The organism is Ruegeria sp. H9 (assembly GCF_056532915.1).
In genome coordinates, this window is record NZ_JBQFNX010000001.1 from 607,127 (window position 1) to 629,905 (window position 22,779).

Genomic DNA, 22,779 nt, shown 5'->3' on the forward strand with positions numbered 1-22,779 from the left:
ATCTGCACACAGACCTGTATACAGTTTTGTATATTGATTTCAAGACTGACCTGTGGCACCTGTGGGGCAACGACCAAAAGGCAGTACCAATGGCAGGTCCACGCGTTGATGATATCTACGATCAGATGAAGGCCATGGCGGTTTCATTCCGCCTGCGTCCCGGCGATCGTTTGAACGAGGTCGCCCTGTCGAAAGAGCTGGGCGTCAGCCGCACCCCTTTGCGCGAAGCACTGAACCGGCTGGTCGCCGAACGTTTGTTCGACTTCCGCCCGGGACAGGGTTTCTTTTGCCGCCCATTGGATGCCCAAAGCATTTTTGAGCTGTTCGAGCTGCGCCAAATCATCGAAACCGCCGCCGTCCGCGCAGCGTGCACCAAGGCCACCACAGAACAACTGCAGGCGCTTCACGACGAACTTTATGCGATGGGTATCGATATCACCGGGCTTACCGTTGAAGAGGCCGTCACGCGAGATGAAGCGTTTCATCTGGGCATCGCCCGGCTGTCTGGCAACATGGAATTGCTGCAAACCCTGATGCGGATTAATGAGCGCATTCGCTATATCCGATGGATTTCCATGAGTCTGGACCGGGTCCAACGCTCAAAAGACGAACATAAGCGCGTCATGCAGGCCTTGATGAACCGCGACGCTGATGAGGCCGCGCAGGCTTTGGGCACCCATATCAACAAACGGATGGATCAGGTGCAGGACGCGGTGCGCCATGGGATATCAAGCATCTATATGGAAGGGTCGGACGATATCTCGACCCGCATCATTCAGGAGGCGCAGTCATGATCGCGCAGGGCGGAAAATCCATATACGGCGCATCTGTCGGCATCCTGATGTTGGACGCACAGTTTCCACGTATTCCCGGTGATATGGGCAACGCTCGGACATGGCCGTTTCCCGTGCTCTATCGCATCGTGCGCAACGCCTCGCCTGATCTTGTGGTCCGACAAGGTGCTGAAGGAATGCTTGGAGCGTTCATCGATGCCGCACGGGAACTTGTCAAAGACGGGGTAGACGGGATCACCACCAATTGCGGCTTTCTTTCGCTGTTTCAGGATGAACTGGCCGAGGCGGTTCCTGTTCCGGTCGCGACGTCGTCGATGATGCAGGTCGATATGGTGAACCGTATCCTTCCTGCAGGAAAGCGCGCCGGCATTCTAACCATCTCCGCCTCAACACTTACGGATGAGCACCTGCGAAAGGCACAGGTCCCCGACGGAACTCCAATTGGCACCACCGAAGGCGGCAGCGAATTCACAACCGCTATTCTCGAAAACGCATTGACGCTGGATGTGGACAAAGCCCGCGACGACAATGTCGAAGCAGCGCTTGCGCTGCAAGCGGGCAATCCCGACCTTGGTGCAATTGTACTGGAATGTACAAACATGTGCCCTTACGCGGCGGACATACAGCAAGCGACCGGTTTGCCCGTGTTTTCTATCGTCACTTTCATCAACTGGTTTCAGGCCGGGCTGACACCGCCAAGGTTCTGATCGAGTGACTCCGTAAGTCCAGAGTAGCCGCCTCCTATAGCCAGATGGCGATTCTGGACCTATCGGCAACAGCTTGACGGTGAACCAGAACCAAGCAATCAAGAAACGAAATCGGAACAGCGCCAAAACGACCATCGTTAACCTCAAGGCACCTGTTCTGACGCCGATTAACAACAGTTCAGGAACCGAGAAGCATGACGAAAACACCGATCGAGTTGTTGGCGGCCAGTGCCTCGGAAACCCGCCCAGTTGTAGCGCTGAGCGAAGGCACCGATCCCCGCATTGTTGCCGGAGGATTGGCCGCCCATAAGGCTGGTCTGGCCAATATTATTCTCGTTGGACCTGAGGCTGACGTTAAAGCGGCGCTCGCGGCAGAAGGTGGCTCTGCCGGGGATGGTATTGCCATCCATGATCCTGCGCATTCGGAACTGACTGACGCTTTTGCGGCCGAGTATCATTCTCTGCGCAAACACAAAGGTGTCGATGAAGCCAAGGCACGCAAGGCCGCAGAAACTCCGCTGGTCTATGCAGCGATGCTGGTACGGCTGGGCCACGCAACCGGGACCGTGGGCGGCGCAGTCCATACCACGGGCGATGTCGTCAGAACTGCCATCCAAGTCATCGGGATGAAGCCCGATGCTGGAATGGTATCCTCGTTCTTCCTGATGTACCCACCCGAGGCCGCCGCTGAGGGCGCTCGCGCCATGCTCTATTCAGATTGCGGCTTGGTGATCGATCCGACATCCGAAGAACTGGCAAACATTGCGGCCGCTTCAGCGGTTTCCGCGCGGGCATTGCTGCAGGAAGAGCCAAAGATCGCGATGTTGAGTTTCTCAACAAAAGGCAGCGCCCAACACCCAGCGGTGGACAAAGTCGTCAACGCGACAGAAATTCTGCGGGCGAAACACCCAGAGTTGAATGTGGATGGAGAGCTGCAATTTGATGCCGCCTTCGTGCCGTCGATTGGTGAGCGAAAATCCCCCGGGTCCTCGGTCGCGGGTCAGTCGAACGTCAAGATTTTCCCAAATCTGGATGCCGGAAATATCGGGTACAAGATGACTCAACGGCTGGGCGGTTATCTGGCGATCGGTCCGGTTTTGCAGGGGCTCGCCAAACCGGCCAATGATCTATCGCGCGGATGCAGCGCGGAAGATGTGACGCAGATCATCGCGGTGACCATCCTGCAGGCGCGCGAACCCTAAACTCGGCAGCCCGCCTGCTTTATCGCGCAGGCCCGCGACCCATTCATTACAAACAAAGGACCATCCGTTATGGCGTCCGCTGATCCCTCAGACCTATCCCTCACCGAGCGGAGCAAGGAGCGTGTTCGCACGCTCTTTCCTGGTATCATGATTGCGGTGACCGTGGCCGTCGCCGCCAAGTTTCTGTCCGAACATTATGCGACCCCGGCCATGCTGCTGGCCCTTCTTCTAGGGATTGCGGTCAGCTTTCTGGGCGAAGAAGGAAAAACCGTTGAGGGGATCGGATTCGCCGCACGCACACTTCTGCGCCTTGGCGTGGCCTTGCTGGGTGTGCGCGTGTCGATGACCCTGATGCTGGGTCTGGGCTGGGACCTGATTGCCCTTGTGATCGTCGGAGTGCTGTTGACCATAGGTTTTGGCCTGTCCGTAGCTCGTTTTTTTGGCCACAAATGGCGCTTTGCGTTTCTGACCGCCGGTTCGGTCGCAATCTGCGGTGCATCGGCGGCAATGGCGATCAGTGCAATCCTGCCCAAGGACGAACGCTCGGAAGAGCGTCTTATTTTCACGGTCATGGGCGTGACCGTTTTGTCCACCATCGCCATGATCGCCTATCCGATCCTCGTACGCACATTGGGGATGAACGAGATTGCGGGCGGTGTGTTTCTGGGTGGCACCATCCATGATGTGGCTCAGGTTGTCGGCGCGGGATTTTCGATCTCGGAGCAAACCGGAGATACAGCGACGCTGGTCAAATTGTTCCGCGTGGCGATGCTGGCACCGGTGGTTTTGGTCGCTTCACTGATTATTCGTGGCTTTGCCGAAATGGACGCAGACGGGAAACGCCCACCGCTGTTGCCGGGATTCGTGTTAGGATTTCTGGTTCTCGCTGCGGCATCCTCATTCGGATTGATCCCGCCAGCGATTTCAGAATTTCTAAGCCAATGCTCTCGATGGTTGTTGCTTGTTGCGATCGCAGCTGTTGGGATGAAGACAAACCTTAAACAGATCCTGTCGGTCGGTGCAGCCGCAATCGCCCTCATCATAGTGGAGACGTTGTTCATCGCCGTGGTAATTCTGGCCGGGATTAACCTATTAACCTGAAGCAGTTACCAAGAGTTTTCCGCCAACTGCGACGGCTGAACGGCAACCCCTGACAGTCCGGTGCGGGTTTGTCGATTGCCTTCGTTCGCGGTGTTTGGTTCATTGGCGACTGGCGCTTTGCAGCGCTTTTTCGTTCGATTCCGAATGATTCCTCAAGCGAGATGAAGAATATGGACAACACCTTGCCTCTGCCACCTGGCCCGCATTCCGAACCGGGTTTTTGGCTTGATACATCTGAACACCGCACGTGGTTGAAAGATCAGGCTATGCGACAGTTGGCGTTTTTCAGCGCAAGTTGTCGGACCGAGCCAGGATTTTTCACCCTCGACCATGATGGCAGCCCGCTGCCAAACACATTGCAGGAACTGCACACGACTACACGCCTGGTGCATTCTTACGCTCTAGGGCATCTGATTGGATTTCAAGGCGCTGAGCGGATCATCGATCACGGTATGGCCTACCTCAACAGCCACCACAAAGACCGGGATCACGCCGGTTACCTTTGGGCTTTGGATGGCGACAGCATCAAAGATGATCGCAAGCTTGCCTACGGGCATGTCTTTGTTCTGCTCGCTGCCTCAAGCGCAAAACAGATAGAGCACCCGGAAGCTGACAAACTGCTGACCGAAGTCCGAGATGTTTTGGACACACATTTCTGGGATGATGAGGCCGGGTTGTTCCGCGACGAATGGAACCGCGATTGGACGCCGTTTTCCACATATCGCGGAATGAACGCGAATATGCACGGAGTTGAGGCACTGCTTGCAGCTTTTGAGGCGACAGGCGACGAAATCTTTCTTACCCGCGCCGGTCGTATTCTGGATTTTTTTATCGGCCGGATCGCACCTGCTGAAAACTGGCGCTTGCCCGAGCATTTCACTTCAGATTGGCAGATTGACCGGGGCTATGCCGGTGACCCGATGTTCCGTCCCGCAGGCACGACCCCAGGCCATTCGTTCGAGCTTGGGCGACTTCAGCTGCAGCATTGGGATTTATCGGGCCGACCAAACTCGGGCGCGCCCGAGTCATCGCGACGATTGATTGAGCAGGCCCTCAAGGATGCATGGCTGGCCGGCGGCGGCATGGCATATACGCTGGATTTCGGGGGTCGGGTCGCAAATGCGTCGCGGTTCTGGTGGCCAGTAGCTGAAGCCATTGGTGCGGTTGGAACCCTGATCGCACTGGATAAAAGGCAAGAGGATGAAATTTGGTACAGAAATCTCTGGACCTTTGCGAATGAAACGTTCGTGGATCACCAACATGGCGGCTGGTTCCCTGCGGTGGATGAATCCGGTGACATCGTGACATCCATCTTTGACGGCAAACCGGATATCTATCATTCATTGCAGGCTTGCCTGTTCCCGCTATCGGGGCGCTTATCGCGGATGGTGCCGCTTTAACGCGCGCGAATTCAAGCAGAGCGAGACCCGCATCGAGCCGGCTCAATTGAAGAGTCGGGGCAAATCTGCTATGTATAGTGCATTCAACACCATCCGACGACCTGCGAATTCGGATGCGTTTCTTGACGAACGGATAGGAGAGTTGAATGGCAAATCAAGCACGTGGAAAGCGAACGACCCGAAAGGGCACACTTGAGGTGAGACCACAACCATCGGCCCATTCCGCCCTGAGCGAACGGGCCGGGGCGTCAGGCCTCATGACCCCGCAAATGCTGAGCGAACGCGATGAGCGCGTCTCAAAAACTCGCAAAAAGGGCGGGCCTGCTTTGGAAGAAGATAATTCGGATCAATCCGGCAATGACGCTGATCCGACGGAACTGGATTACTAATCAATTAAGCACATTTTTTTGACATGAATAGATTACGGAGGCTGCTATGCCCTCGACCCATCAGCCAAGGATTTTCAACACAATAAACCTTACGGATTTCGATACTAACGGCCAAACCTCTACTGTGGGCGAGCCGACAGTTTCCAGCAATGGAGGCCAGATTCTGGCCACTGGCAACTGGTATGCAAGTCGGTCACTGGACGGCGGCCAAAGCTGGTCTCACATGAGTCCTTTCACGTTGTTCCCACCTGTTGACGGGGGGTTTTGCTGTGACCAGACCACGATTTACGACCCAAGCCGGGATCTGCTTATCTGGCTGCTTCAATATATCGAACAGGGGGGCACCAACACACTGCGGGTTGCGGTCAAACAAGGGCGCACCTTGGGGAACGACACATGGAACATTTGGGATTTCACCCCCGCCGGGCTTGATCCCGCGTGGAACAATGAGTGGTTCGACTATAATCACGTTTCGTTGTCCGAAAACTATATGTATGCGGGCACCAATGTGTTCTCGGCCGGGGCTAACCAGTTTACCCGCTCGGTCATTCTGCGGATTTCACTGGACGAACTGGCGACCGCGGCAACGCTATCATTCGACATATTCGAAACAGAAGACAACTTCTCTCTGCGCTGCGTACAAGGCGCACGCGGCGCGATGTACTTTGCCAGCCACAACACGAACTCGCAGATCCGCGTATTCAGATGGGCCGAGAACGCCTCGGACGTAGATGAATTCGACATCGATGTCACGCCTTGGTCCGCAGGCAATTATTCCGCGCAGACCACCGGTGGCGACTGGATGTCGCGCACTGATCCACGCATTATGGCTGGTTGGCTGGGACGCGGCGTTCTGGGCTTTATGTGGACAGCTAATCGTCAGACCAACAGGCCACTCCCTTACGTCAGGACCGTCCGCATTGACGAAGCAACCATGTCATTGATTGACGAACCGGATATCTGGAACAGTCAGATCGCGTTCGCCTACCCCTCAACAGCTGTAAACCGGGTTGGTGATGTAGGGCTTTCGGTCTTTGCGGGTGGTGGGAATTTGCATCCGAGCCATGTTGTTGGCTCATACGACGATATCGATCTGACTTGGCGGCTGGCCCTCGCTCGACGGGGCACAGACACTCCGGGTCTGGGAAAATGGGGCGACTACACCAACTGTGCCGAGGTTGCCGATGATGGCTTCACCTGGCTGGCAGCCGGGTACACGCTACAGGGCGGGAACACCCAAACTGACATCGAACCAACCATGACCTGGTTCGCACAGCAGCGCTATGACGCACCACGTCGCCATCCGCCCGTTATCGTCTAAAACATTATAACCATTTATAATTCAGGGATCTACATCATGCACAGAGCGATTAAATCACAAGGCGTAAAGTCATTCTTGCGGCAGGAAGCCCCCTGGCTACTTATCGCCTTTGTTATTGCTGACCTATTCTACAAATGGGGGTCATTCGCCCTGGAATGCGTCGGCTTTCTGTTGACTTGGTACGTCCTGAGCCTTCTAGCCAGCCTGGTGTCACGTATGCTGTGGGGGGAAAACTCAGCTGTCGGAGATTGAACCATCGATCAATCTTTTTAAGCTTGCGGACTATTGGTTTGCCTCCCGCCCTGGTACATTACGAGTTTGTTGCGCGTAGGTCTGAAATCACTTCGGACAACAGCTCAATCCCTTTTCGGATAGAACCGGGTTGGATTGACGAGACGCCAAGACGAAAGTGGTATCTCCCTGCGGTTTTATTTGAAAAACAGGGCCCGATCGGCTCCACAATAACACCGCGTTTTAGGGCGGCTTGACATATCGTCATAGCATCCAACCGGGCCTCGGGATCAGAAAGCACAAAAACCGTTCCGCCAAATTCGCCCGTTTTCAGGAAATGGGGTAGCTTTTCACGGATCGTCGTATCAGCCAGATGCCAGCGCAGCTCATAATTCTGGCGAACCCTGCGCAACAAGCCATCATAGTACCCCAAGTTAATAAACGCGGCAGCAGTGTGCTGAAGAATCATCGGCGGATGGCGCATCATCATTCCCCGGCAATCGCGCGCGGCGTCAATAAATTCTGGCGCAGCCGCCAGATACCCCAGGCGCAAACCTGGTGAAAGACCTTTGGAAAGGCTGCCCAAATAGATCAGTCGATCCGTGTCATCCAGACTGCGCAGCGGCAGCAAAGTAGAATGCCGGTAATCCACATCGCATTCGTAATCGTCTTCGACTATGTAAAAATCATACTCTTCAGCGGCCTGCAGCAAGGCCTTGCGGCGGCGCTCGGACATCGTAACGGTGGTTGGGTGCTGGCGATTGGGGGTTACGAATACCAGGTCAGCCTCGCGCAGACGTTCATCGACGATCAAACCCTCGCTATCAATGGGTTGAAACCTTACATTCCCAAAATTTGCCTGAAGGATCTTGCGTGCATCCGGATATCCCGGATCCTCCATAACCGCAGTTTTATCGCGCCCGCCGAACAACAGGCTGGTGATAAACAATCCGTTTTGCGAACCCAATGTGATCAGGATTGAATCGCTGGGTTCAAAAATACCGCGACGGGGCAGGATGCGCTGCCGGACCTGCTCGATAAGTTCAAAGCAATCCTCGTACAGCCCGTCTGCAGACCAGATTTTCAGATGCTTTCGATTCATGGCCAACCGAGTGCATTCGCGCCAATCCGCAACCGGGAATGCGCCATCATCGATTTGGTTGCACACAAACGGATAGTCGTACTTGTACCAGTCATTTGGGCGCTGGATGGTTTCGATCTCTTCGGTGCGGCGCAATTTGTTCAGTTTCTGGCCAATCGATGTGCGCTGTCTGGTGCTGGTTCGCCCAATCGCATCACCGTCCGTGCGAATCCCTACGTCAGAGCAGACATAATAACCCGAGCGGGGCCGGGCCTCGATCAGTTGCTCTTCTTCAAGCTTTCGATAAGCCGCGACGACCGTATTGATCGAAACATCGAGATCCCGCGCCAACCCCCGACATGAGGCAAGCTTTAGTCCAGACGGCATCAAACCTTCAAAAATGAGTCGTGAAATCTGCGAGACGATCTGATCTCGCAAACCGCTGGACTGAGTTTTGTCGATGCTCAACCGTTGTGTCATGTCCTGTCAGGCTCTAGTCGCAAATTCTGCGACGCGATTTGCAAACTGTATCCATGTTTTCAAGTGCTCCATGCAAAGTGGAAACGACGCCAAATTCCCCAATTCTGTGCTGGCAATGCTGAAAGCAATAGCGCTCTTACTAAAAGCGGGTTGATGATAACTCAAAAAAGAGACTTCAGCCAACGCTATGTTTTTAAAGTACTTATACAGACCAGAGATGTGCTTAAGCAACCTGCGCTGCCATTGTTGAACTTGTAACATCTTAACGCGCGGGACTGAATCGCGGCATCGAACAGTCACTTGGCGCGATGAAATCTGTACCCATTATTACAAACAACTGTATCTTTCTCAGTCGAACTCCTTCGCGTTTGCTGTAGCGATCCGGGAAGTTCCATGTCGAAATTAGGGATCACCCGGGCCGTTCGATGCGACTAGGGAGGGAGACCGTTCGCATGGTTTTGCAGGAGTGGGATAAGCGTCGACTCTGTGAACAGCGATTCAGCAGACGTTTCTCTGATGTCCGTCCGAACCCCGACGCGAAGGGTCCGGTACATCAATTCAGCGCACAGATTTTTTGAGGGAGAACCAGATCCATGAAAAACACAACGAGGTTGGCATGCTGATGCGCGGTCTGGAAAAGCTGACAAGCGCAATCTCAGAAGTCATGGGCCGCATCGGCTGGTTTCTCATCTTATATTGCATGGCGTTTGGCGTGTCGGACGTATTCATGCGCTATGTACTGAACGCGCCCTCCCAGTGGATCGGCACCACATTGCAAGCTGCGATGGTGTTGTTGGCCTGCACCGGCGGCGTCTATGCATTGCAGCATGACAGTTTCGTCAAACTCGACCTGTTTTATGCAAACGCCAGCAAGCGGTCAAAGGCGATTTTGGATGTCCTGACGGCACCGATTGCAATCCTGTTTCTGGTCGCATTGATCTGGAAGGGTTACGAAGCCGCATCGCTGTCTCTGATGCTTAATCAGAAGACCCCGACATCCATTCCGATCCCGATTTATCCGATCAAATTTGCGATCCCACTCAGCGGTGCAATGGTTCTCTTGGTGGTCCTGAAACACTTGCTCCGCGATCTGCAAACGATCTTCGGGCGCAGTTAGACACGCTGTTCTGGGCGCCTGCAAATACAAGCGAAAATAGACTGATCCACTAACGAGGAGGAATTAACATGAAACCAAACAGGTTTGTGCACACAACCATGTGGGCAGGCGCCATAGCCGTGACCGCAAGCATTGCCGTCGCACAAGATGGGCCGCCGGATGAAGTAACCGAGTGGACCTTCCAGCCCGCATTTGACCAGACCGATGCCGGCTGGGACAATGGCCTGATCCCTTGGGTTGAAGCAGTTGAAAAAGCGACTGAAGGCACGGTCAAAATCCGTGTTGAGCCCGCAGGGGCGCTGGTCAGTGGTGCAGAGGCCTTTGGCGCAGCGGCTGCTGGTCTGACCGATGGCTACGCGGGCTGGGGTTCAGTCTATGGTGGCGACATGCCCGAAGGCATGCTGGCGTTTGGCATGGCCATGGGCGCCGACAACACCGAAGAAGCGTGGGAAGTGATGTGGGGCAACCCCGACTACCGCGTTGGTGACATCGTGCAAGAGGCCGCCAACGCGCGGAACCTGCAGTGGGCAGGCTGGACCAACCAGGGACCGAACGCAATGTTCACCAAGTTCCGTGTCGAAAAACTGGAAGATCTGGAAGGCCGCAAGATGCGCGCCGGTGGACCCCAGGCGATCTTCCACTCGACCATGGGCGGCGCGCCGGTCTCGATGAACGGTGGTGAGATTTACACCGCAATCAAACTGGGCACCATCGAAGGCACCTACTGGGATACAGGCGGCATCGATGACATGTCGTTCCAGGAAGTTATCGACTATGCGATCATGCCCGGCTGGAACCCTGCTCAGCACCAGGAGATCTTCATCAACCTGCAGAGCTGGAACGCCCTGACCGACTGGCAGCGCGAAAAGATCAACGGTGTTTTCGAAGAAACCTATTTCGAAACCAGCCGCATGCATGCGGAAGGCGTCGAAGAAGCGCTTCAAATCCTGCGCGATGCCGGTGGTGAAGTAATCGAGCTGAGCGATGAAGAAGTTGCTCGTATGCGCGAGAAATCCATTGCCGAAGTTTGGCCGCAGGTTGCAGCCGCATCCGAGGGCAACGCCAAAGGCGTGGAAATCTTCAAGAGGTTCCTGGAAGACAAGGCGAACGCGCAATAATCCCGCGCTATGTCATCTTTCCAATATAGCTAAAACTCTTTCGCTGGCCCGATCGTCGGGCCAGCGGACCAGACGGGCGCATGTCAGTGTTAAAAGCACTGCTGACACGCAACCCGGCAAAGACCGCGCGAACGGCCACTAGGTAGGGAAACTAAAGATCATGAGCCTCGAACTAATTACAGCGCTGTATTTCTTAATACTGTTTGGGATCCTTTTCATGGGGCTGCCGGTTGCGTTCGGCTTGGGCGGAACAGCGGTTCTATTTGCCCTGGTTTTCGAACCTCGCGCGCTGTTGTCCGTGCCCAGTGCATTCTATTCAACGCCTTGGAATTCGGTACTGGTCACAGTGCCTTTGTTCCTGTTCATGGGCTCACTCATAAGATTTTCGGGGATAGCCGAAACGGCCTATGATGCCGTTTACAAGCTGATCGGCCACATTCATGGTGGTCTCGCGATGGGTACAGTTCAGGTCTGTACTGTTTTTGCCGCAATCACCGGCATCACACCGCCGGCGACCACCACGATGGGTCAGATCGCCTATCCTTCGATGATGCGCTACAAATATGATCGCCGTATCGCGATCGGTTGTATCGCGGCAGGCGGTGCATTGGGTGCGCTGATCCCACCAAGCGTTCCGTTCATCTTCTATGGATTGCTGGCCAAGGTTTCGATCGGTGACCTGTTCATGGCGGGGTTGCTGCCCGGCCTGATGCTGGCCACGTTCTACACGATCTACATCGGCGTACGTTGTAAAATCCAGCCCGAGTTGGGCCCCGCCCTGCCCGCTGATCAGAAATTCACCCGCACCGAAAAACTGACCGCCGTTCTCAGCATCTGGCCGTTTGCCTTACTCATCATCATCGTTCTGGGCGTCATCTGGGGCGGTATCGCAACACCGGCGGAAGCTGCCGCATTTGGTGCCGCAGGCGCCTTTGTCATCAACCTGATCTACGGCAAACTGACCTGGGAGGTGCTGAGGGAATCGTTGGTGTCCACCTTGAAGCTCAGCGGTATGGGGCTTTGGATTCTGATTGGTGCCACCGTCTATCTTAATGTGTTCAACACGCTTGGCAGCCAGGACCTGCTGACCAATCTGGTTCTTTCCATGCCCGGCGGTGCAACCGGCATCCTGCTGATGATGATGCTGATCATCCTCGTCCTGGGTATGGTGATGGATGATTGGGCCATCATCATGCTGTGCACACCACTGTTCATCCCGATTATCGACGAATTGGGGATCGACAAGCTGTGGTTTGGCGCGCTGTTCATCGTGAACATCCAAATCGCTTACCTGACACCTCCGTTCGGTTTTGTGCTGTTCTGGATCAAAGGGGTTCTGCCCAAAGATGTCAGCATGGGGGATGTCTACAATTCGGTTGGCCCGTTTGTGGCACTCCAGTTCGTTGGCCTGACCCTGATCTTCATCTTCCCGCAGATCGCCACCTGGTTGCCCAACATCCTGAAATAATCCGGAGGTACAGATGTATAACCATATCCTCGTTCCAGTCGCCCCTGATCACATCAACGACTGTGCCAAATCTCTGGATGCAGCAAGCCGCTTGCTGTCGGATGGCGGGACAGTATCGGTGCTGTCCGTTCTCGAAGAACTACCTTCGTATATCGGGTCGTACTTTCCACCCGAGCAGGTTCAGAAAAGCGTTTCTGATTTTGAGGACAAACTGAACGCATCGATGGAGTCTCCGAAGATCGGCACTCATGTTGTTACAGGTCATCCAACAAATTCCATTCTGGATTGGGCCGAAGAACACAAAGTGGACTGCATAGTGGTGGCGTCACACCAACCGGGCCTTTCGGACTATCTGATCGGTTCAACGGCTGCACGTGTGGTCCGTCATGCACATTGCAGTGTCGTGGTACTGCGCGACAAGTAGAGCAGAAGCATAACACCTTACAGGTGTTATGCGCGCAAAGTGGCTGGCCAATGAGGCCAGCTATTGTCGTTCAGAACCCTTGCATCAGCATGTCTACAGCCACGGTGATCTGCTCGAAATCATCTTTCAGATGACCCACTGGTGATTTGAGGAGTCCCACAGGAACAGCAGCCATGAACTGGGTCACCATTACAACCAGCTCACCATCTATCAGGAACTCAGGGTTGAGGCGGGTCGCTGGTTTCGGCGCATGTGCTTTTGGCAAAAGCGGCACCACTATGCGGGTATTCAGATCGCTCAGAAGATCGGTTTGCACATCCAGAAGATAGCCATCGCCGGAGGGGTTGGGGAATACATCGTATTTCGGCATCAGAACTGACGAAAGCGGTCCAAGGGCAACCCGTGCCGTTCAACATACGAGTTTGAGCTTTGCAGTGCCTCCGCGTTTTCGGCCCTCCACTGTGCTGCCTTCGCAGCGGTAACGGCGGCACGCACTCCTTCTTCGGCGGCACGCGACAGGTTCACGTTCAGCGCTCTGGCCTCGGTGAGCAAAGCGCTATCAAGTGATAGATTGGTCGGTTTGCGTGGTTGAGCGTTCATTCTGTCTTGGCCTCCATGTGCCTGAGAATATCAATATACTATATGCGCGTCAAATATGCGCATATCACCTAAAGGACTTCTCTGGCATCGTGGCTCGTTCTTATGGTATTTCATTCAATGCTCATTGAACGAGAACCTAACGATTTCGGTTGAAATCGTCCTCTCATCCCCCTAATCACGACCCTACCTCGGGGTGCGCTAAAGACCGCGCTGAGATGCCAATTGGCAAACCCGTTGAACCTGAACCGGCTAGAACCGGCGGAGGGAAAGGTACAGGTTTCATCCATCCTTACCCTCTCGCCGCATTGGAGGATGATATGAAACATCTGGCAATTGCTGCGGGAATACTGACTGCGACTTCGGCTGTGGCAGCCGATAAGCCCACGTTGACCGTATATACTTACGACAGCTTCGTTTCGGACTGGGGCCCCGGCCCGAAGGTCGAAGAGGCGTTTGAAGCGCAATGCGAATGCGACCTGAACCTTGTCGGCGTCGAAGATGGCGCGGCACTGCTGTCACGCATCCGGCTGGAAGGCGAAAACAGCGACGCCGATATTGTATTGGGTTTGGATACCAACTTGATATCGGCAGCTAAAGAAACCGGCCTGTTTGCACCTCATTCAGTCACTGCCGAGTATGCACTGCCCATCGAGTGGACCGACACAGTTTTTGCCCCCTACGACTGGGGTTACTTTGCATTTGTTCACAATGCAGATTTTGCCGCTCCTAACAGCTTCCGCGAGTTGGCAGATAGTGACATCAAGATCATCATTCAGGATCCGCGTTCATCGACGCCGGGGCTGGGTCTTCTGCTGTGGGTCAAGGCCGCGTATGGCGATGAAGCCCAAGAAATCTGGGCTGACCTTGCCGACAATATCGTGACGGTGACCAAGGGCTGGTCCGAGTCATATGGCTTGTTCCTTGAAGGTGAGGCCGACATGGTTCTAAGCTATACGACCTCGCCAGCCTATCACCTGATTGCCGAGGAAGATGCCAGCAAAGCAGCGGCAGCCTTTGACGAAGGCCATTATATGCAAGTCGAGGTTGCGGCCAAGCTAGCCAATTCCAATCAGCCCGAGCTGGCAGATCAGTTTCTGAACTTCATGGTATCTGACGCGTTTCAGACGATCATTCCAACGACCAACTGGATGTACCCGGCCGTAACCCCATCTTCCGGTCTGCCCGAAGGTTTTGAAACTCTAACGATCCCTCAGAAGTCCTTGCTGTTTGATCAGGACCAAGCCGCCATCGCGCGGGAACAGGCGCTTTCGGAATGGTTGGGCGCACTCAGCCAGTAAACCCGCTTCCTGGTGTCAGTGCTGCAGCGATCGTTGCCGCGCTGATATTGGGCACACTGTTCATGGTGGCGGTGCGCGCTGACGCAGGCGGTGGGTTTGGTCCAGCCGACTGGGCAGCCTTACGCTTCACCCTGTTGCAAGCAACACTCTCTGCAGTGTTCAGCGCTGGTCTGGCTATTCCGGTCGCCCGCGCGCTGGCCCGCCGCCGGTTCACCGGTAGGCGCGTCCTGATCACGCTGTTGGGTGCACCTTTCATCCTGCCGGTCATCGTCGCCATCTTGGGATTGCTTCAGGTCTTTGGCCGGGCAGGATGGATCTCGGACGCGTTAGGCTATTTCGGCCTGCCGCCCATTCGAATCTATGGGCTGCATGGTGTCGTTCTGGCCCACGTATTTTTTAATCTACCTCTAGCAACACGCCTGATCTTGCAGGGTTGGCAGGAGATCCCTGCCGAGCGTTTCCGGCTAGCGGCCCAACTTGGGTGCGAAGGAATGGCAATGTTCCGTTTGATCGAATTGCCAATGCTTCGCCGCATTCTGCCCGGAGTGCTGGCCGTGATCTTCGCCATTTGCCTGACCAGTTTTGCGGTTGCCCTGACGCTGGGTGGAGGGCCGCGCGCCACCACGATTGAACTCGCGATCTATCAGGCCTTTACATATGATTTTGACTTAGGGCGCGCCGCCTTATTATCCGCTTTGCAACTTGTCCTGACTGCAGCGGCTGCGTTGGCAGCCTTAAAGTTCTCGCGCGGCGACGGGTTCGGTACCGGCCTGAATCGTGAGATCCGGCGCTGGGATGGCCGAGGACCGCTGTTGGATGCGTTTTGGATTATCACCGCCGCCGCGTTCCTGCTGCTACCTCTGGCATCCGTCACGATTTCGGGTATCGCTGGGCTGTTTGAGATGCCGGTTTTGGTGTTCCGTGCCGCTATAATTTCAATCTGTGTTGCCGCCGCCAGTACCATCATCCTATTACTGCTGGCCCTGCCCATGGCGACAGCCGTCGCGACAGGCCGGTTCGGCATCGTCGAACTTGGCGGACTTCTTGGTCTCGCCGCCTCGCCCTTGGTCATTGGTACGGGTCTCTTTATTCTGATCCGCCCGCTGGCCAATCCTACAACTCTCGCGTTCCCGGTAACCGCGCTTGTGAACGCGGTTATGGCCCTCCCCTTCGCCCTTCGAATTTTGGTTCCCGCAGCGCGCGATGTGTTGGAACGGCACGGGCGGTTGGCGTTGGCCCTGAACATGAACAACTGGTCCTTCTTCCTGCGTGTCATGCTTCCGCGCCTGCGGCCCCAGATCGGTTTTGCCGCGGGCCTGACGGCGGCACTGTCCATGGGTGATCTGGGTGTGATCGCCCTGTTTGCAGATGCGCAGATCGCGACGCTGCCCCTGCAAATCTACCGCCTGATGGGCGCCTACCAGATGCAGGCCGCAGCAGGAGGCGCGCTGCTGCTGCTTATACTATCGATGGGTGTTTTCTGGGTTCTGGATCGAGGGGGTCGCTGGCATGCTGAAGCTTGACAATTGCATCATTGCAAATGGCGACTTCCAATTAAGCGCTGACTTTGAAGTCAAGGCCGGATCCAGCGTTGCGATCATCGGTCCGTCGGGGGCAGGAAAATCAACACTTCTTGAAACTATCGCGGGTTTTCGAGACCTGAGAAGTGGGCACATCCACTGGAAGGATCATGACCTATCGACATTACCACCAGGCAGTCGACCGATGGCAATGCTGTTTCAGGACGGAAACCTGTTTCCTCACCTGAGCGCAGAACAGAATGTTGCCCTGGGCCTAAGGCCCAATGGAGGTTTGACCGCAGACGACCAACACCACATTCAATCGGCCCTCGGCCGCGTTGGCCTGCAGGGAATGGCGGCCAGAAAGCCCGCCGAATTGTCAGGTGGTCAGCAAAGCCGCGTGGCGCTGGCGAGGATCCTTGTGCAAAAGCGTCAGGTGTTATTGCTCGACGAACCTTTTGCAGCGCTGGGACCCGCCTTGAAAACTGAGATGCTGGATCTGGTCGCAGAACTGGTTGCCGAGACCAAAACCACCCTGCTTATGGTCAGCCACGACCCACGGGATGCGCTTCGGATAACCGACCAAACCGTATTGGTTGCGGATCAAATCGCACATCCACCTGCTGAGACCGAGACACTCTTCAACAATCCTCCGCCAGCGCTGCGCGATTACTTGGGCTGAATGAACTGATCCAGACAAGCGTCCAGCACCTCGTTCACACGCGGACCAATCTCGGGGGCCTCCGAAGCGCGCGGACCTGCAATGTTCAGAACTGTTACAGGGTTGGCGCTCAGCCAAGCACGTATCTGTTGCGCGCAACCGGCCTTTCCTTTTCTGATATCCACCACCAGATGCGGTTTTTCAGCATCAACTGCAAACTCAACCGTTTTCCGCGTGCCGGGACTGTCTGACCCGTCGATAAAAACAAGCGTGGCGTCACTGGCAAAGACGTTGAGCCTTGTCCGTTCAGCCACATCTTCTGATTTCGTTTCAACAAGCCCGCTGAGATGCGCCGGAATCAACCCATCCTCATTCGTTCGACCCTTCGGCACCCAGCCGCCATAGGGGATGCCATTTGCACGGGCAAACTCCAATGCGGCAGTGTCTACGCCGGTTTGTCCACCTGATACGATTTTCTGAACACGACGCCCGAATGGGATTCCGTCTTGCTCGTCTCCCTGCGTCAACGCGCAATACCAAATTGAAACGGATCATTCTGCGCAAAGAAGAGCTTACCCTCTGCCATCACATGCGCCTGGCCAGTTAGCTGAGGGACAATGCCCCCGCCATGCCCCGGCTGATAGGACAGCCTGTACGAACTTCCGATGATGCTTTCCTGAACGATTTCTTCTCCAGCGGACAAGCGCCGACTAGCCGCGAGGCAGGCCAGCCGGGCCGAGCTGCCGGTGCCGCAAGGCGAACGGTCATAGTCATCGTCGGGGCACAGAACAAAGTTTCTGCTATGAATACCTGCATTCGGTGAGGTGCCCTGAAAGATCACATGATCAACCGGCTCGCCATTTTCGCCACCAACTTCTTGCGCAATGCAGGCTTCGCGAATTGCGATAGCCATATCGGTCAGCGGGCGAATGTTCTCAGGCGTAACCGGGATCGGGCCTGGCTCGACAATGAAGAACCAATTGCCGCCATAAGCGACATCGCCGGTGACGGGGCCATACCCTGCAGTCTCGACCGTCACGGACTGATGTACGCGGCGGCTTTCAATGTTGGTGACCTGCACGGTGTTGGCGTCCAGCAGATCAATCTTAACCTCACCTACCGGAGTTTCGATTCGGTGCGCGCCAACCTCGATCTGTCCAAGATGCGCCAATGTTACGCCCAACCCGATCGTCCCATGGCCGCACATGCCCAGTACCGCATCCGCGTCAAAGTAGATCACGCCCGCTTTGCAATCATCACTGACCGGTTCGACAAGGAGCGCCCCGACCATGCCGGGCTGGCCGCGTGGCTCCAGTAGAACAGACTTGTAGAACCGCTCATGTTCCGTTGCCAGTCGCTTGGCGCGTTCAGCCAGTGATCCTGAACCCAGATCAGGCCCCCCGTCCAGAATGACCCGTGTGGGCATTCCACCGGTATGGCTGTCAATCACATGCATTCCGCAATGACCCCACCCTGACGAACCCAATCGGCAAACCACGACTTAAACAAATTGTACTGTTGCTCGCAGTAATTTCGCTGGGCGTCAGATAACACGTCGGTTTCATTGAAATGCAGGCGGTATTCTTCTTCGCCGTTCAGCACCAGCAGATGCTTGTAGTAAAGAACAAGATCCGTGCCTTCGTCAAAACTTGCCAGAACGCCAAATGCCTCGTCCAGTTCGCGCGCACGCAACCGTGCTTCGGCATGTCCCTCTGCTGCCTTTTTCGAAAGCGCCGCAAGCAACAATGCCTCTTTGGGCAGTGCCGTTCCTATCCCGGTGATCGATCCGGTGGCGCCGCAATTCACAAACCCATGGTAGACTTCAGTATCGACGCCTACCATCAAGGTGACCTGACCGTCTTGCGATGTGATATGTTCTGCGGCATAGCGCAGGTCGCTCTTGCCCCCGAACTCCTTAAAGCCAACCAAATTCGGATGCTCGGCCCGCAGTGCAAAAAACAAATCCGCACGGGTGGCAAACCCATAGACAGGGCTGTTGTAGATGATCGCAGGCACGTCCGGTGCCGCAGAAAGAATAGCCTTGAAGTGGTTCTTTTGCGCAGCAACCGATGAGCCTCGTGACAGAACCCGAGGGATAACCATCAACCCTGCCGCGCCGACCTTCTGTGCATGTGCTGCGTGCGCCACAGCGGAATTCGAGTTGATGGCACCCGTCCCCACGACAACCGGCAAGCCAGCGTTGACCAGTCGTTCCACGCCCTCCATCCGTTGGGCATCCGTCAGAAGCGGCCAATCCCCCATCGAGCCACAATAGACGACAGCGGACATGCCTGCCGCGATCATCTCTTTGCCCTTTTTGACCAGCGCGTCAAAGTCAGGTGTCCTGTCGGCCTTACACGGCGTCATAAGGGCAGGCATAGTTCCAGTGAAAATAGTCCGGTCCATGAGATATCCGTTTGCTCAGGTTGGTATTGGTATTCTGCGCGAAAGCGCCGTGGCCTAACGTGTCATTCCAGCGAAACCCACAAGACCCTGGCGTCTTCCTTACTCGTAGAAATACAGCCATGCCCCATACCGCTATCGTAGTACAGAGAATCTCCGGGTTTCATCGGTAAGGGGCGGTAATGCTCGGATACGAATATCAACTCGCCACTGATAACGTACATGAATTCTTCGCCTGTGTGCCTGATCCAGTTCTCATATTCTGATATGTCACGCGCTTTTATCGTCGCGATATAAGGAAGCATTCGCTTACTGGTCAGGTCCGAGCACAGCAATTCGTGCATGTAGGTCGGCGTATTTCTTATCTCGCCTTGCCCTTTCGGCGTAAAATCACGTCGCCCCGAAATTCCCGATTGAGCGGACTGCAAGAACAGCTGTGGCGTGTTCATGTCCAAGGCCTGTGTCAGCCGCCGTACGATCTCGAAACTTGGACGTGTCTGGTTGTTTTCGATCTTTGAAAGTGTTGATCGACCGATTCCCGCTTCGCGCCCGGCCTCCTCCAATGTCCAGCCTTTTGCGCGGCGTGCATCCCGGATCGACCGACCCAAAGCCGCCCCCTCGTCCTGTTCTTCCGGTCCGGCACCATCTTTCAGGTTGTCCTCAGACATGGGAATCTCCTTGTTTTATCAAAGCTTACTCATTTCCCCCGAGCCAAACAACTTTACTGTGATGAAATTTTTGTTGCCTTGCGTACACTAATTCCACTATAGGAAACAAAATTTCGTACACTGGAAACGAGATTACAGGAGGAGATCATGTTCACAAAACCGCTCACCGAGGCTGATCCCGTCATCGCAGCATCGATCGCACGCGAGGGCATACGCCAGGCTGAACAGATCGAACTGATCGCTTCCGAGAACATCGTCTCTCAGGCAGTGATCGATGCGCAGGGTTCCGTACTTACAAACAAATACGCCGAGGGCTATCCGGGTCGCCGCTATTATGGTGGGTGTGAATATGTGGATGAGGTTGAGGCCGAAGCCATTGATCGATTGAAGAAGCTGTTTGGCTGTGAATATGCAAACGTCCAGCCGCACTCAGGCGCGCAAGCCAACGGAGCGGTTAAGCTGGCACTACTCAGCCCAGGTGACACGATTCTTGGTATGTCGCTGGATGCTGGGGGTCACCTGACCCATGGCGCAAAACCTGCCCAGTCCGGCAAGTGGTTCCGTCCGGTTCAATATGGCCTGACCCAGGCCGGGCTGATTGACTATGATCAGGTTGAAGAATTGGCGAAAGCCGAAAAGCCCAAACTGATCATTGCAGGCGCATCGGCCTATTCGCAAAAGATCGATTTCGCACGCTTCCGCGCCATTGCCGACGAAGTTGGCGCATGGCTTCTGGCAGACATGGCCCACATCGCCGGCTTGGTTGCGACTGGCCTGCATCCCTCGCCCATCGGGCACGCACACATTGTTACGTCGACTACGCACAAGACGCTGCGCGGTCCGCGCGGTGGGATTATTCTTACAAACGATGAAGCGTTGGCAAAAAAGATCAACTCGGCTGTTTTCCCGGGTCTGCAGGGCGGCCCCCTGATGCATGTGATCGCAGGCAAGGCAGTCGCCTTTGGTGAAGCGCTGCAGCCTGAATTCAAAGAATATATGCAGCGCGTTGTCGACAGTGCCTCGGCCCTGGCCAACGTGATGATGGCGCGCGGGTGTGACATCGTTTCGGGTGGCACTGAAAACCACCTTATGCTGGTTGATCTGCGCCCAGTCGGCGTAACCGGCAAAGACGCCGAAGCGGCGCTAGAGCGTGCAGGATTCACCTGCAACAAAAACAGCGTTCCGGGTGATCCCGAAAAGCCCACTGTCACCAGCGGCATCCGTCTTGGTACGGCCGCAGGCTGCAGCCGTGGGTTTGGACCAGAAGAGTTCAAACAGATTGGCCACATGATCGGTGATGTGCTCGACGCGCTGGCACAATCGTCTGACGGTGACGAGACCGTCGAAAAGGAAACCCGTGAAAAGGTCCGCGCGCTCTGCGCAAGCCACCCGATCTACTGAAAGAAGACCAAATGACTTACGATCTTATTGTCATCGGGGGCGGTCCGGGCGGCTATGTCGCCGCGATCCGCGCGGCACAGCTGGGCCTGAAAGTCGCTTGCGTTGAAGGCCGCAGTGCGCTTGGCGGGACCTGTTTGAATGTGGGGTGCATACCCTCCAAAGCGTTGCTGACCTCCTCGGCCAAATATGCCGAACTTGCACATCTCTCCTCCCACGGTATTGCGGTCGAGGGGGCCAGCATCGATGTACCCGCAATGATGGGACGCAAGGACAAGATCGTAGGCGACCTGACCAAGGGCATTGCGTTTTTGTTCAAGAAAAACGGCGTTGATCTGATCGAAGGGTGGGCCAGTATTCCGGCCGCTGGTCAGGTCAAGGTGGGTGACGAAGTCCATGAGGCCAAGAACATCCTCATTGCCTCTGGTTCTGAACCTACCCCGTTGCCAGGGATTGAGATTGACGAGCAAGATATCCTCAGTTCGACGGGCGCGATTGCGCTGGAGAGTGTGCCCGAGCATCTGGTGGTAATCGGTGCTGGTGTCATCGGACTGGAACTTGGGCAAGTTTGGGCGCGTCTCGGAGCCAAAGTTACGGTCGTCGAATATCTGGACCGCGTACTGCCCGGCATGGATGGTGAAATTGCCAAACTGGCGCAACGCGCGCTGTCAAAACGTGGCTTGAAATTCCAGCTGGGCCGGGCACTGAAATCCGTCGACAAAACGGATACTGGTCTGACACTAACTGTGGACCGCGTCGGCAAGGACAAAGAAGAAGTGATCGAGGCCGACAAGGTGTTGATCGCCGTGGGTCGCCGCCCAGTCACACGTGGCCTTGGCTTGGAAGAGCTGGGCGTGGCCGTGAACCAACGCGGTTTCATTGAAGTTGACGGCGCATTTCAGACATCTGTCCCGGGCATCTACGCCATCGGTGATTGCGTTCCCGGACCTATGCTGGCGCACAAGGCCGAAGAAGATGGTGTCGCCTGTGTAGAAATGCTGGCAGGCGAAGCTGGCCACGTCGATTACAACACCGTTCCCGGCGTGGTGTACACCGACCCCGAGGTCGCCTCGGTTGGTTTGACCGAAGAAGCACTGAAAGAATCCGGTGCCGAGTATTCGGTCGGCAAATTCGCCTTCATGGCGAACTCACGCGCGCGTTCGACCGGTGAAACAGACGGTGCAGTGAAGGTTCTGGCAGACCCGAACGGCCAGATCCTGGGTGCGCATATTTGCGGAGCCCATGGCGGCGATCTGATCGCTGAACTGGTTCTGGCGATGACAAAGGGCGCAACGGTGTCCGAAGTCGCTGCAACCTGCCATGCGCACCCGGCCATGGGCGAGGCCGTCAAAGAAGCCTGCCTCGACGCCCTGGGCCGCGCGATCCACGCATAAGGGA

The 22,779-nt window shown here is 55.6% G+C and carries 23 protein-coding genes and 1 riboswitch; of the genes, 16 read left to right on the forward strand and 7 right to left on the reverse strand.

Annotation, left to right across the window (positions count from 1 at the left end; all coding sequences use genetic code 11):
• Positions 1–89 precede the first annotated feature (89 nt).
• From ACR0CZ_RS02680 to ACR0CZ_RS02710, 7 genes are all read left to right on the forward strand, one after another.
• Positions 90–794 (forward strand): GntR family transcriptional regulator, encoded by a 705-nt coding sequence (locus ACR0CZ_RS02680; protein ID WP_170393789.1) that lies wholly within the window; start codon positions 90–92, stop codon positions 792–794.
• The gene (locus ACR0CZ_RS02685; protein WP_170393787.1) at positions 791–1,501 is read left to right on the forward strand and encodes an aspartate/glutamate racemase family protein; all 711 of its coding nucleotides are present in this window, start codon (positions 791–793) and stop codon (positions 1,499–1,501) included. The genes ACR0CZ_RS02680 and ACR0CZ_RS02685 overlap by 4 nt, the downstream gene beginning before the upstream one ends.
• A gap of 194 nt (positions 1,502–1,695) precedes the next feature.
• A complete protein-coding gene (gene pta / locus ACR0CZ_RS02690; RefSeq protein ID WP_170393785.1) occupies positions 1,696–2,703 on the forward strand; it encodes a phosphate acetyltransferase in 1,008 nt (335 codons plus the stop codon).
• Between the two features lie 69 nt (positions 2,704–2,772).
• On the forward strand, positions 2,773–3,804 hold the full coding sequence (locus ACR0CZ_RS02695; RefSeq protein ID WP_170393782.1) for a putative sulfate exporter family transporter: 1,032 nt from the start codon (positions 2,773–2,775) through the stop codon (positions 3,802–3,804).
• A gap of 170 nt (positions 3,805–3,974) precedes the next feature.
• Positions 3,975–5,204, forward strand: coding sequence for an AGE family epimerase/isomerase (locus tag ACR0CZ_RS02700; protein ID WP_170393780.1), 1,230 nt, complete (start codon positions 3,975–3,977; stop codon positions 5,202–5,204).
• Positions 5,205–5,350: 146 nt separating this feature from the next.
• Complete coding sequence (locus ACR0CZ_RS02705; RefSeq protein ID WP_170393778.1) at positions 5,351–5,593, forward strand: hypothetical protein; 243 nt, start codon at positions 5,351–5,353, stop codon at positions 5,591–5,593.
• A gap of 46 nt (positions 5,594–5,639) precedes the next feature.
• A complete protein-coding gene (locus ACR0CZ_RS02710) occupies positions 5,640–6,914 on the forward strand; it encodes a hypothetical protein (protein WP_170393776.1) in 1,275 nt (424 codons plus the stop codon).
• A 310-nt stretch (positions 6,915–7,224) separates the two neighbouring features.
• Here the strand turns inward: ACR0CZ_RS02710 and ACR0CZ_RS02715 are convergent, their stop codons facing one another.
• A complete protein-coding gene (locus ACR0CZ_RS02715) occupies positions 7,225–8,706 on the reverse strand; it encodes an aminotransferase-like domain-containing protein (protein ID WP_170393774.1) in 1,482 nt (493 codons plus the stop codon).
• 616 nt (positions 8,707–9,322) lie between these two features.
• On the opposite strand from ACR0CZ_RS02715, the gene ACR0CZ_RS02720 reads away from it, so the two are divergent.
• From ACR0CZ_RS02720 to ACR0CZ_RS02735, 4 genes are all read left to right on the forward strand, one after another.
• Positions 9,323–9,823 (forward strand): TRAP transporter small permease subunit, encoded by a 501-nt coding sequence (locus tag ACR0CZ_RS02720; protein ID WP_170393772.1) that lies wholly within the window; start codon positions 9,323–9,325, stop codon positions 9,821–9,823.
• A 119-nt stretch (positions 9,824–9,942) separates the two neighbouring features.
• Positions 9,943–10,941 (forward strand): TRAP transporter substrate-binding protein DctP, encoded by a 999-nt coding sequence (locus ACR0CZ_RS02725; protein ID WP_170625728.1) that lies wholly within the window; start codon positions 9,943–9,945, stop codon positions 10,939–10,941.
• A 160-nt stretch (positions 10,942–11,101) separates the two neighbouring features.
• Positions 11,102–12,409 carry a TRAP transporter large permease gene (locus ACR0CZ_RS02730; protein ID WP_170393768.1) on the forward strand — a complete coding sequence of 436 codons (1,308 nt, stop codon included), beginning with the start codon at positions 11,102–11,104 and terminating at the stop codon, positions 12,407–12,409.
• Positions 12,410–12,422: 13 nt separating this feature from the next.
• Positions 12,423–12,833: a universal stress protein gene (locus ACR0CZ_RS02735; RefSeq protein WP_170393765.1), complete on the forward strand. Its 411-nt coding sequence runs from the start codon at positions 12,423–12,425 to the stop codon at positions 12,831–12,833.
• A gap of 70 nt (positions 12,834–12,903) precedes the next feature.
• On the opposite strand, the gene ACR0CZ_RS02740 is transcribed toward ACR0CZ_RS02735, so the two are convergent.
• Both ACR0CZ_RS02740 and ACR0CZ_RS02745 read right to left on the reverse strand, forming a co-directional pair.
• Positions 12,904–13,203 (reverse strand): CcdB family protein, encoded by a 300-nt coding sequence (locus ACR0CZ_RS02740; protein ID WP_170393763.1) that lies wholly within the window; start codon positions 13,201–13,203, stop codon positions 12,904–12,906.
• Complete coding sequence (locus ACR0CZ_RS02745) at positions 13,203–13,433, reverse strand: type II toxin-antitoxin system CcdA family antitoxin (protein WP_170393761.1); 231 nt, start codon at positions 13,431–13,433, stop codon at positions 13,203–13,205. The genes ACR0CZ_RS02740 and ACR0CZ_RS02745 overlap by 1 nt, the downstream gene beginning before the upstream one ends.
• A gap of 179 nt (positions 13,434–13,612) precedes the next feature.
• A riboswitch (TPP riboswitch) is annotated at positions 13,613–13,718 on the forward strand.
• 32 nt (positions 13,719–13,750) lie between these two features.
• Here ACR0CZ_RS02745 and thiB point away from each other — a divergent pair.
• Genes thiB through ACR0CZ_RS02760 form a run of 3 tightly spaced genes read left to right on the forward strand, consistent with a single transcriptional unit; the run spans position 13,751 to position 16,933 of the window.
• The gene (gene thiB / locus ACR0CZ_RS02750) at positions 13,751–14,731 is read left to right on the forward strand and encodes a thiamine ABC transporter substrate binding subunit (RefSeq protein WP_170393759.1); all 981 of its coding nucleotides are present in this window, start codon (positions 13,751–13,753) and stop codon (positions 14,729–14,731) included.
• Complete coding sequence (locus tag ACR0CZ_RS02755) at positions 14,707–16,254, forward strand: thiamine/thiamine pyrophosphate ABC transporter permease ThiP (protein ID WP_170393757.1); 1,548 nt, start codon at positions 14,707–14,709, stop codon at positions 16,252–16,254. Before thiB ends, ACR0CZ_RS02755 begins: the two co-directional genes overlap by 25 nt.
• Complete coding sequence (locus tag ACR0CZ_RS02760; protein WP_170393755.1) at positions 16,241–16,933, forward strand: thiamine ABC transporter ATP-binding protein; 693 nt, start codon at positions 16,241–16,243, stop codon at positions 16,931–16,933. Before ACR0CZ_RS02755 ends, ACR0CZ_RS02760 begins: the two co-directional genes overlap by 14 nt.
• Here ACR0CZ_RS02760 and ACR0CZ_RS02765 read toward each other — a convergent pair.
• The 4 genes from ACR0CZ_RS02765 to ACR0CZ_RS02780 form a co-directional block, all read right to left on the reverse strand.
• Positions 16,921–17,439, reverse strand: coding sequence for a putative molybdenum carrier protein (locus tag ACR0CZ_RS02765; RefSeq protein WP_170393753.1), 519 nt, complete (start codon positions 17,437–17,439; stop codon positions 16,921–16,923). The two genes, ACR0CZ_RS02760 and ACR0CZ_RS02765, sit on opposite strands and share 13 nt — an antisense overlap.
• Complete coding sequence (locus ACR0CZ_RS02770) at positions 17,436–18,368, reverse strand: 4-hydroxyproline epimerase (RefSeq protein ID WP_170393751.1); 933 nt, start codon at positions 18,366–18,368, stop codon at positions 17,436–17,438. Before ACR0CZ_RS02770 ends, ACR0CZ_RS02765 begins: the two co-directional genes overlap by 4 nt.
• The gene (locus tag ACR0CZ_RS02775) at positions 18,359–19,318 is read right to left on the reverse strand and encodes a dihydrodipicolinate synthase family protein (protein ID WP_170393749.1); all 960 of its coding nucleotides are present in this window, start codon (positions 19,316–19,318) and stop codon (positions 18,359–18,361) included. Before ACR0CZ_RS02775 ends, ACR0CZ_RS02770 begins: the two co-directional genes overlap by 10 nt.
• Before the next feature lie 62 nt (positions 19,319–19,380).
• A complete protein-coding gene (locus ACR0CZ_RS02780; protein ID WP_170393747.1) occupies positions 19,381–19,983 on the reverse strand; it encodes a helix-turn-helix domain-containing protein in 603 nt (200 codons plus the stop codon).
• Positions 19,984–20,130: 147 nt separating this feature from the next.
• Here ACR0CZ_RS02780 and glyA point away from each other — a divergent pair, with 147 nt between their 5' ends.
• Together glyA and lpdA are read left to right on the forward strand one after the other, a co-directional pair.
• Positions 20,131–21,384: a serine hydroxymethyltransferase gene (gene glyA, locus ACR0CZ_RS02785; RefSeq protein ID WP_170465569.1), complete on the forward strand. Its 1,254-nt coding sequence runs from the start codon at positions 20,131–20,133 to the stop codon at positions 21,382–21,384.
• An 11-nt stretch (positions 21,385–21,395) separates the two neighbouring features.
• Complete coding sequence (gene lpdA / locus ACR0CZ_RS02790) at positions 21,396–22,775, forward strand: dihydrolipoyl dehydrogenase (RefSeq protein WP_170465567.1); 1,380 nt, start codon at positions 21,396–21,398, stop codon at positions 22,773–22,775.
• The last annotated feature ends 4 nt before the right edge of the window (positions 22,776–22,779 follow it).

What these genes read in the sequence shown, in the direction of transcription:
- pta (WP_170393785.1), top strand. Translation starts at nt 1,696, where the DNA reads ATGACGAAAACACCGATCGAGTTGTTGGCGGCCAGTGCCTCGGAAACC.
- ACR0CZ_RS02735 (WP_170393765.1), top strand. Translation starts at nt 12,423, where the DNA reads ATGTATAACCATATCCTCGTTCCAGTCGCCCCTGATCACATCAACGAC.
- ACR0CZ_RS02745 (WP_170393761.1), bottom strand. Translation starts at nt 13,433, where the DNA reads ATGAACGCTCAACCACGCAAACCGACCAATCTATCACTTGATAGCGCT.
- ACR0CZ_RS02730 (WP_170393768.1), top strand. Translation starts at nt 11,102, where the DNA reads ATGAGCCTCGAACTAATTACAGCGCTGTATTTCTTAATACTGTTTGGG.
- ACR0CZ_RS02780 (WP_170393747.1), bottom strand. Translation starts at nt 19,983, where the DNA reads ATGTCTGAGGACAACCTGAAAGATGGTGCCGGACCGGAAGAACAGGAC.
- ACR0CZ_RS02680 (WP_170393789.1), top strand. Translation starts at nt 90, where the DNA reads ATGGCAGGTCCACGCGTTGATGATATCTACGATCAGATGAAGGCCATG.
- ACR0CZ_RS02740 (WP_170393763.1), bottom strand. Translation starts at nt 13,203, where the DNA reads ATGCCGAAATACGATGTATTCCCCAACCCCTCCGGCGATGGCTATCTT.
- ACR0CZ_RS02695 (WP_170393782.1), top strand. Translation starts at nt 2,773, where the DNA reads ATGGCGTCCGCTGATCCCTCAGACCTATCCCTCACCGAGCGGAGCAAG.
- ACR0CZ_RS02755 (WP_170393757.1), top strand. Translation starts at nt 14,707, where the DNA reads ATGGTTGGGCGCACTCAGCCAGTAAACCCGCTTCCTGGTGTCAGTGCT.
- ACR0CZ_RS02710 (WP_170393776.1), top strand. Translation starts at nt 5,640, where the DNA reads ATGCCCTCGACCCATCAGCCAAGGATTTTCAACACAATAAACCTTACG.
- ACR0CZ_RS02770 (WP_170393751.1), bottom strand. Translation starts at nt 18,368, where the DNA reads ATGCATGTGATTGACAGCCATACCGGTGGAATGCCCACACGGGTCATT.
- ACR0CZ_RS02715 (WP_170393774.1), bottom strand. Translation starts at nt 8,706, where the DNA reads ATGACACAACGGTTGAGCATCGACAAAACTCAGTCCAGCGGTTTGCGA.
- ACR0CZ_RS02685 (WP_170393787.1), top strand. Translation starts at nt 791, where the DNA reads ATGATCGCGCAGGGCGGAAAATCCATATACGGCGCATCTGTCGGCATC.
- thiB (WP_170393759.1), top strand. Translation starts at nt 13,751, where the DNA reads ATGAAACATCTGGCAATTGCTGCGGGAATACTGACTGCGACTTCGGCT.
- lpdA (WP_170465567.1), top strand. Translation starts at nt 21,396, where the DNA reads ATGACTTACGATCTTATTGTCATCGGGGGCGGTCCGGGCGGCTATGTC.
- ACR0CZ_RS02775 (WP_170393749.1), bottom strand. Translation starts at nt 19,318, where the DNA reads ATGGACCGGACTATTTTCACTGGAACTATGCCTGCCCTTATGACGCCG.
- ACR0CZ_RS02720 (WP_170393772.1), top strand. Translation starts at nt 9,323, where the DNA reads ATGCTGATGCGCGGTCTGGAAAAGCTGACAAGCGCAATCTCAGAAGTC.
- ACR0CZ_RS02705 (WP_170393778.1), top strand. Translation starts at nt 5,351, where the DNA reads ATGGCAAATCAAGCACGTGGAAAGCGAACGACCCGAAAGGGCACACTT.
- glyA (WP_170465569.1), top strand. Translation starts at nt 20,131, where the DNA reads ATGTTCACAAAACCGCTCACCGAGGCTGATCCCGTCATCGCAGCATCG.
- ACR0CZ_RS02700 (WP_170393780.1), top strand. Translation starts at nt 3,975, where the DNA reads ATGGACAACACCTTGCCTCTGCCACCTGGCCCGCATTCCGAACCGGGT.
- ACR0CZ_RS02760 (WP_170393755.1), top strand. Translation starts at nt 16,241, where the DNA reads ATGCTGAAGCTTGACAATTGCATCATTGCAAATGGCGACTTCCAATTA.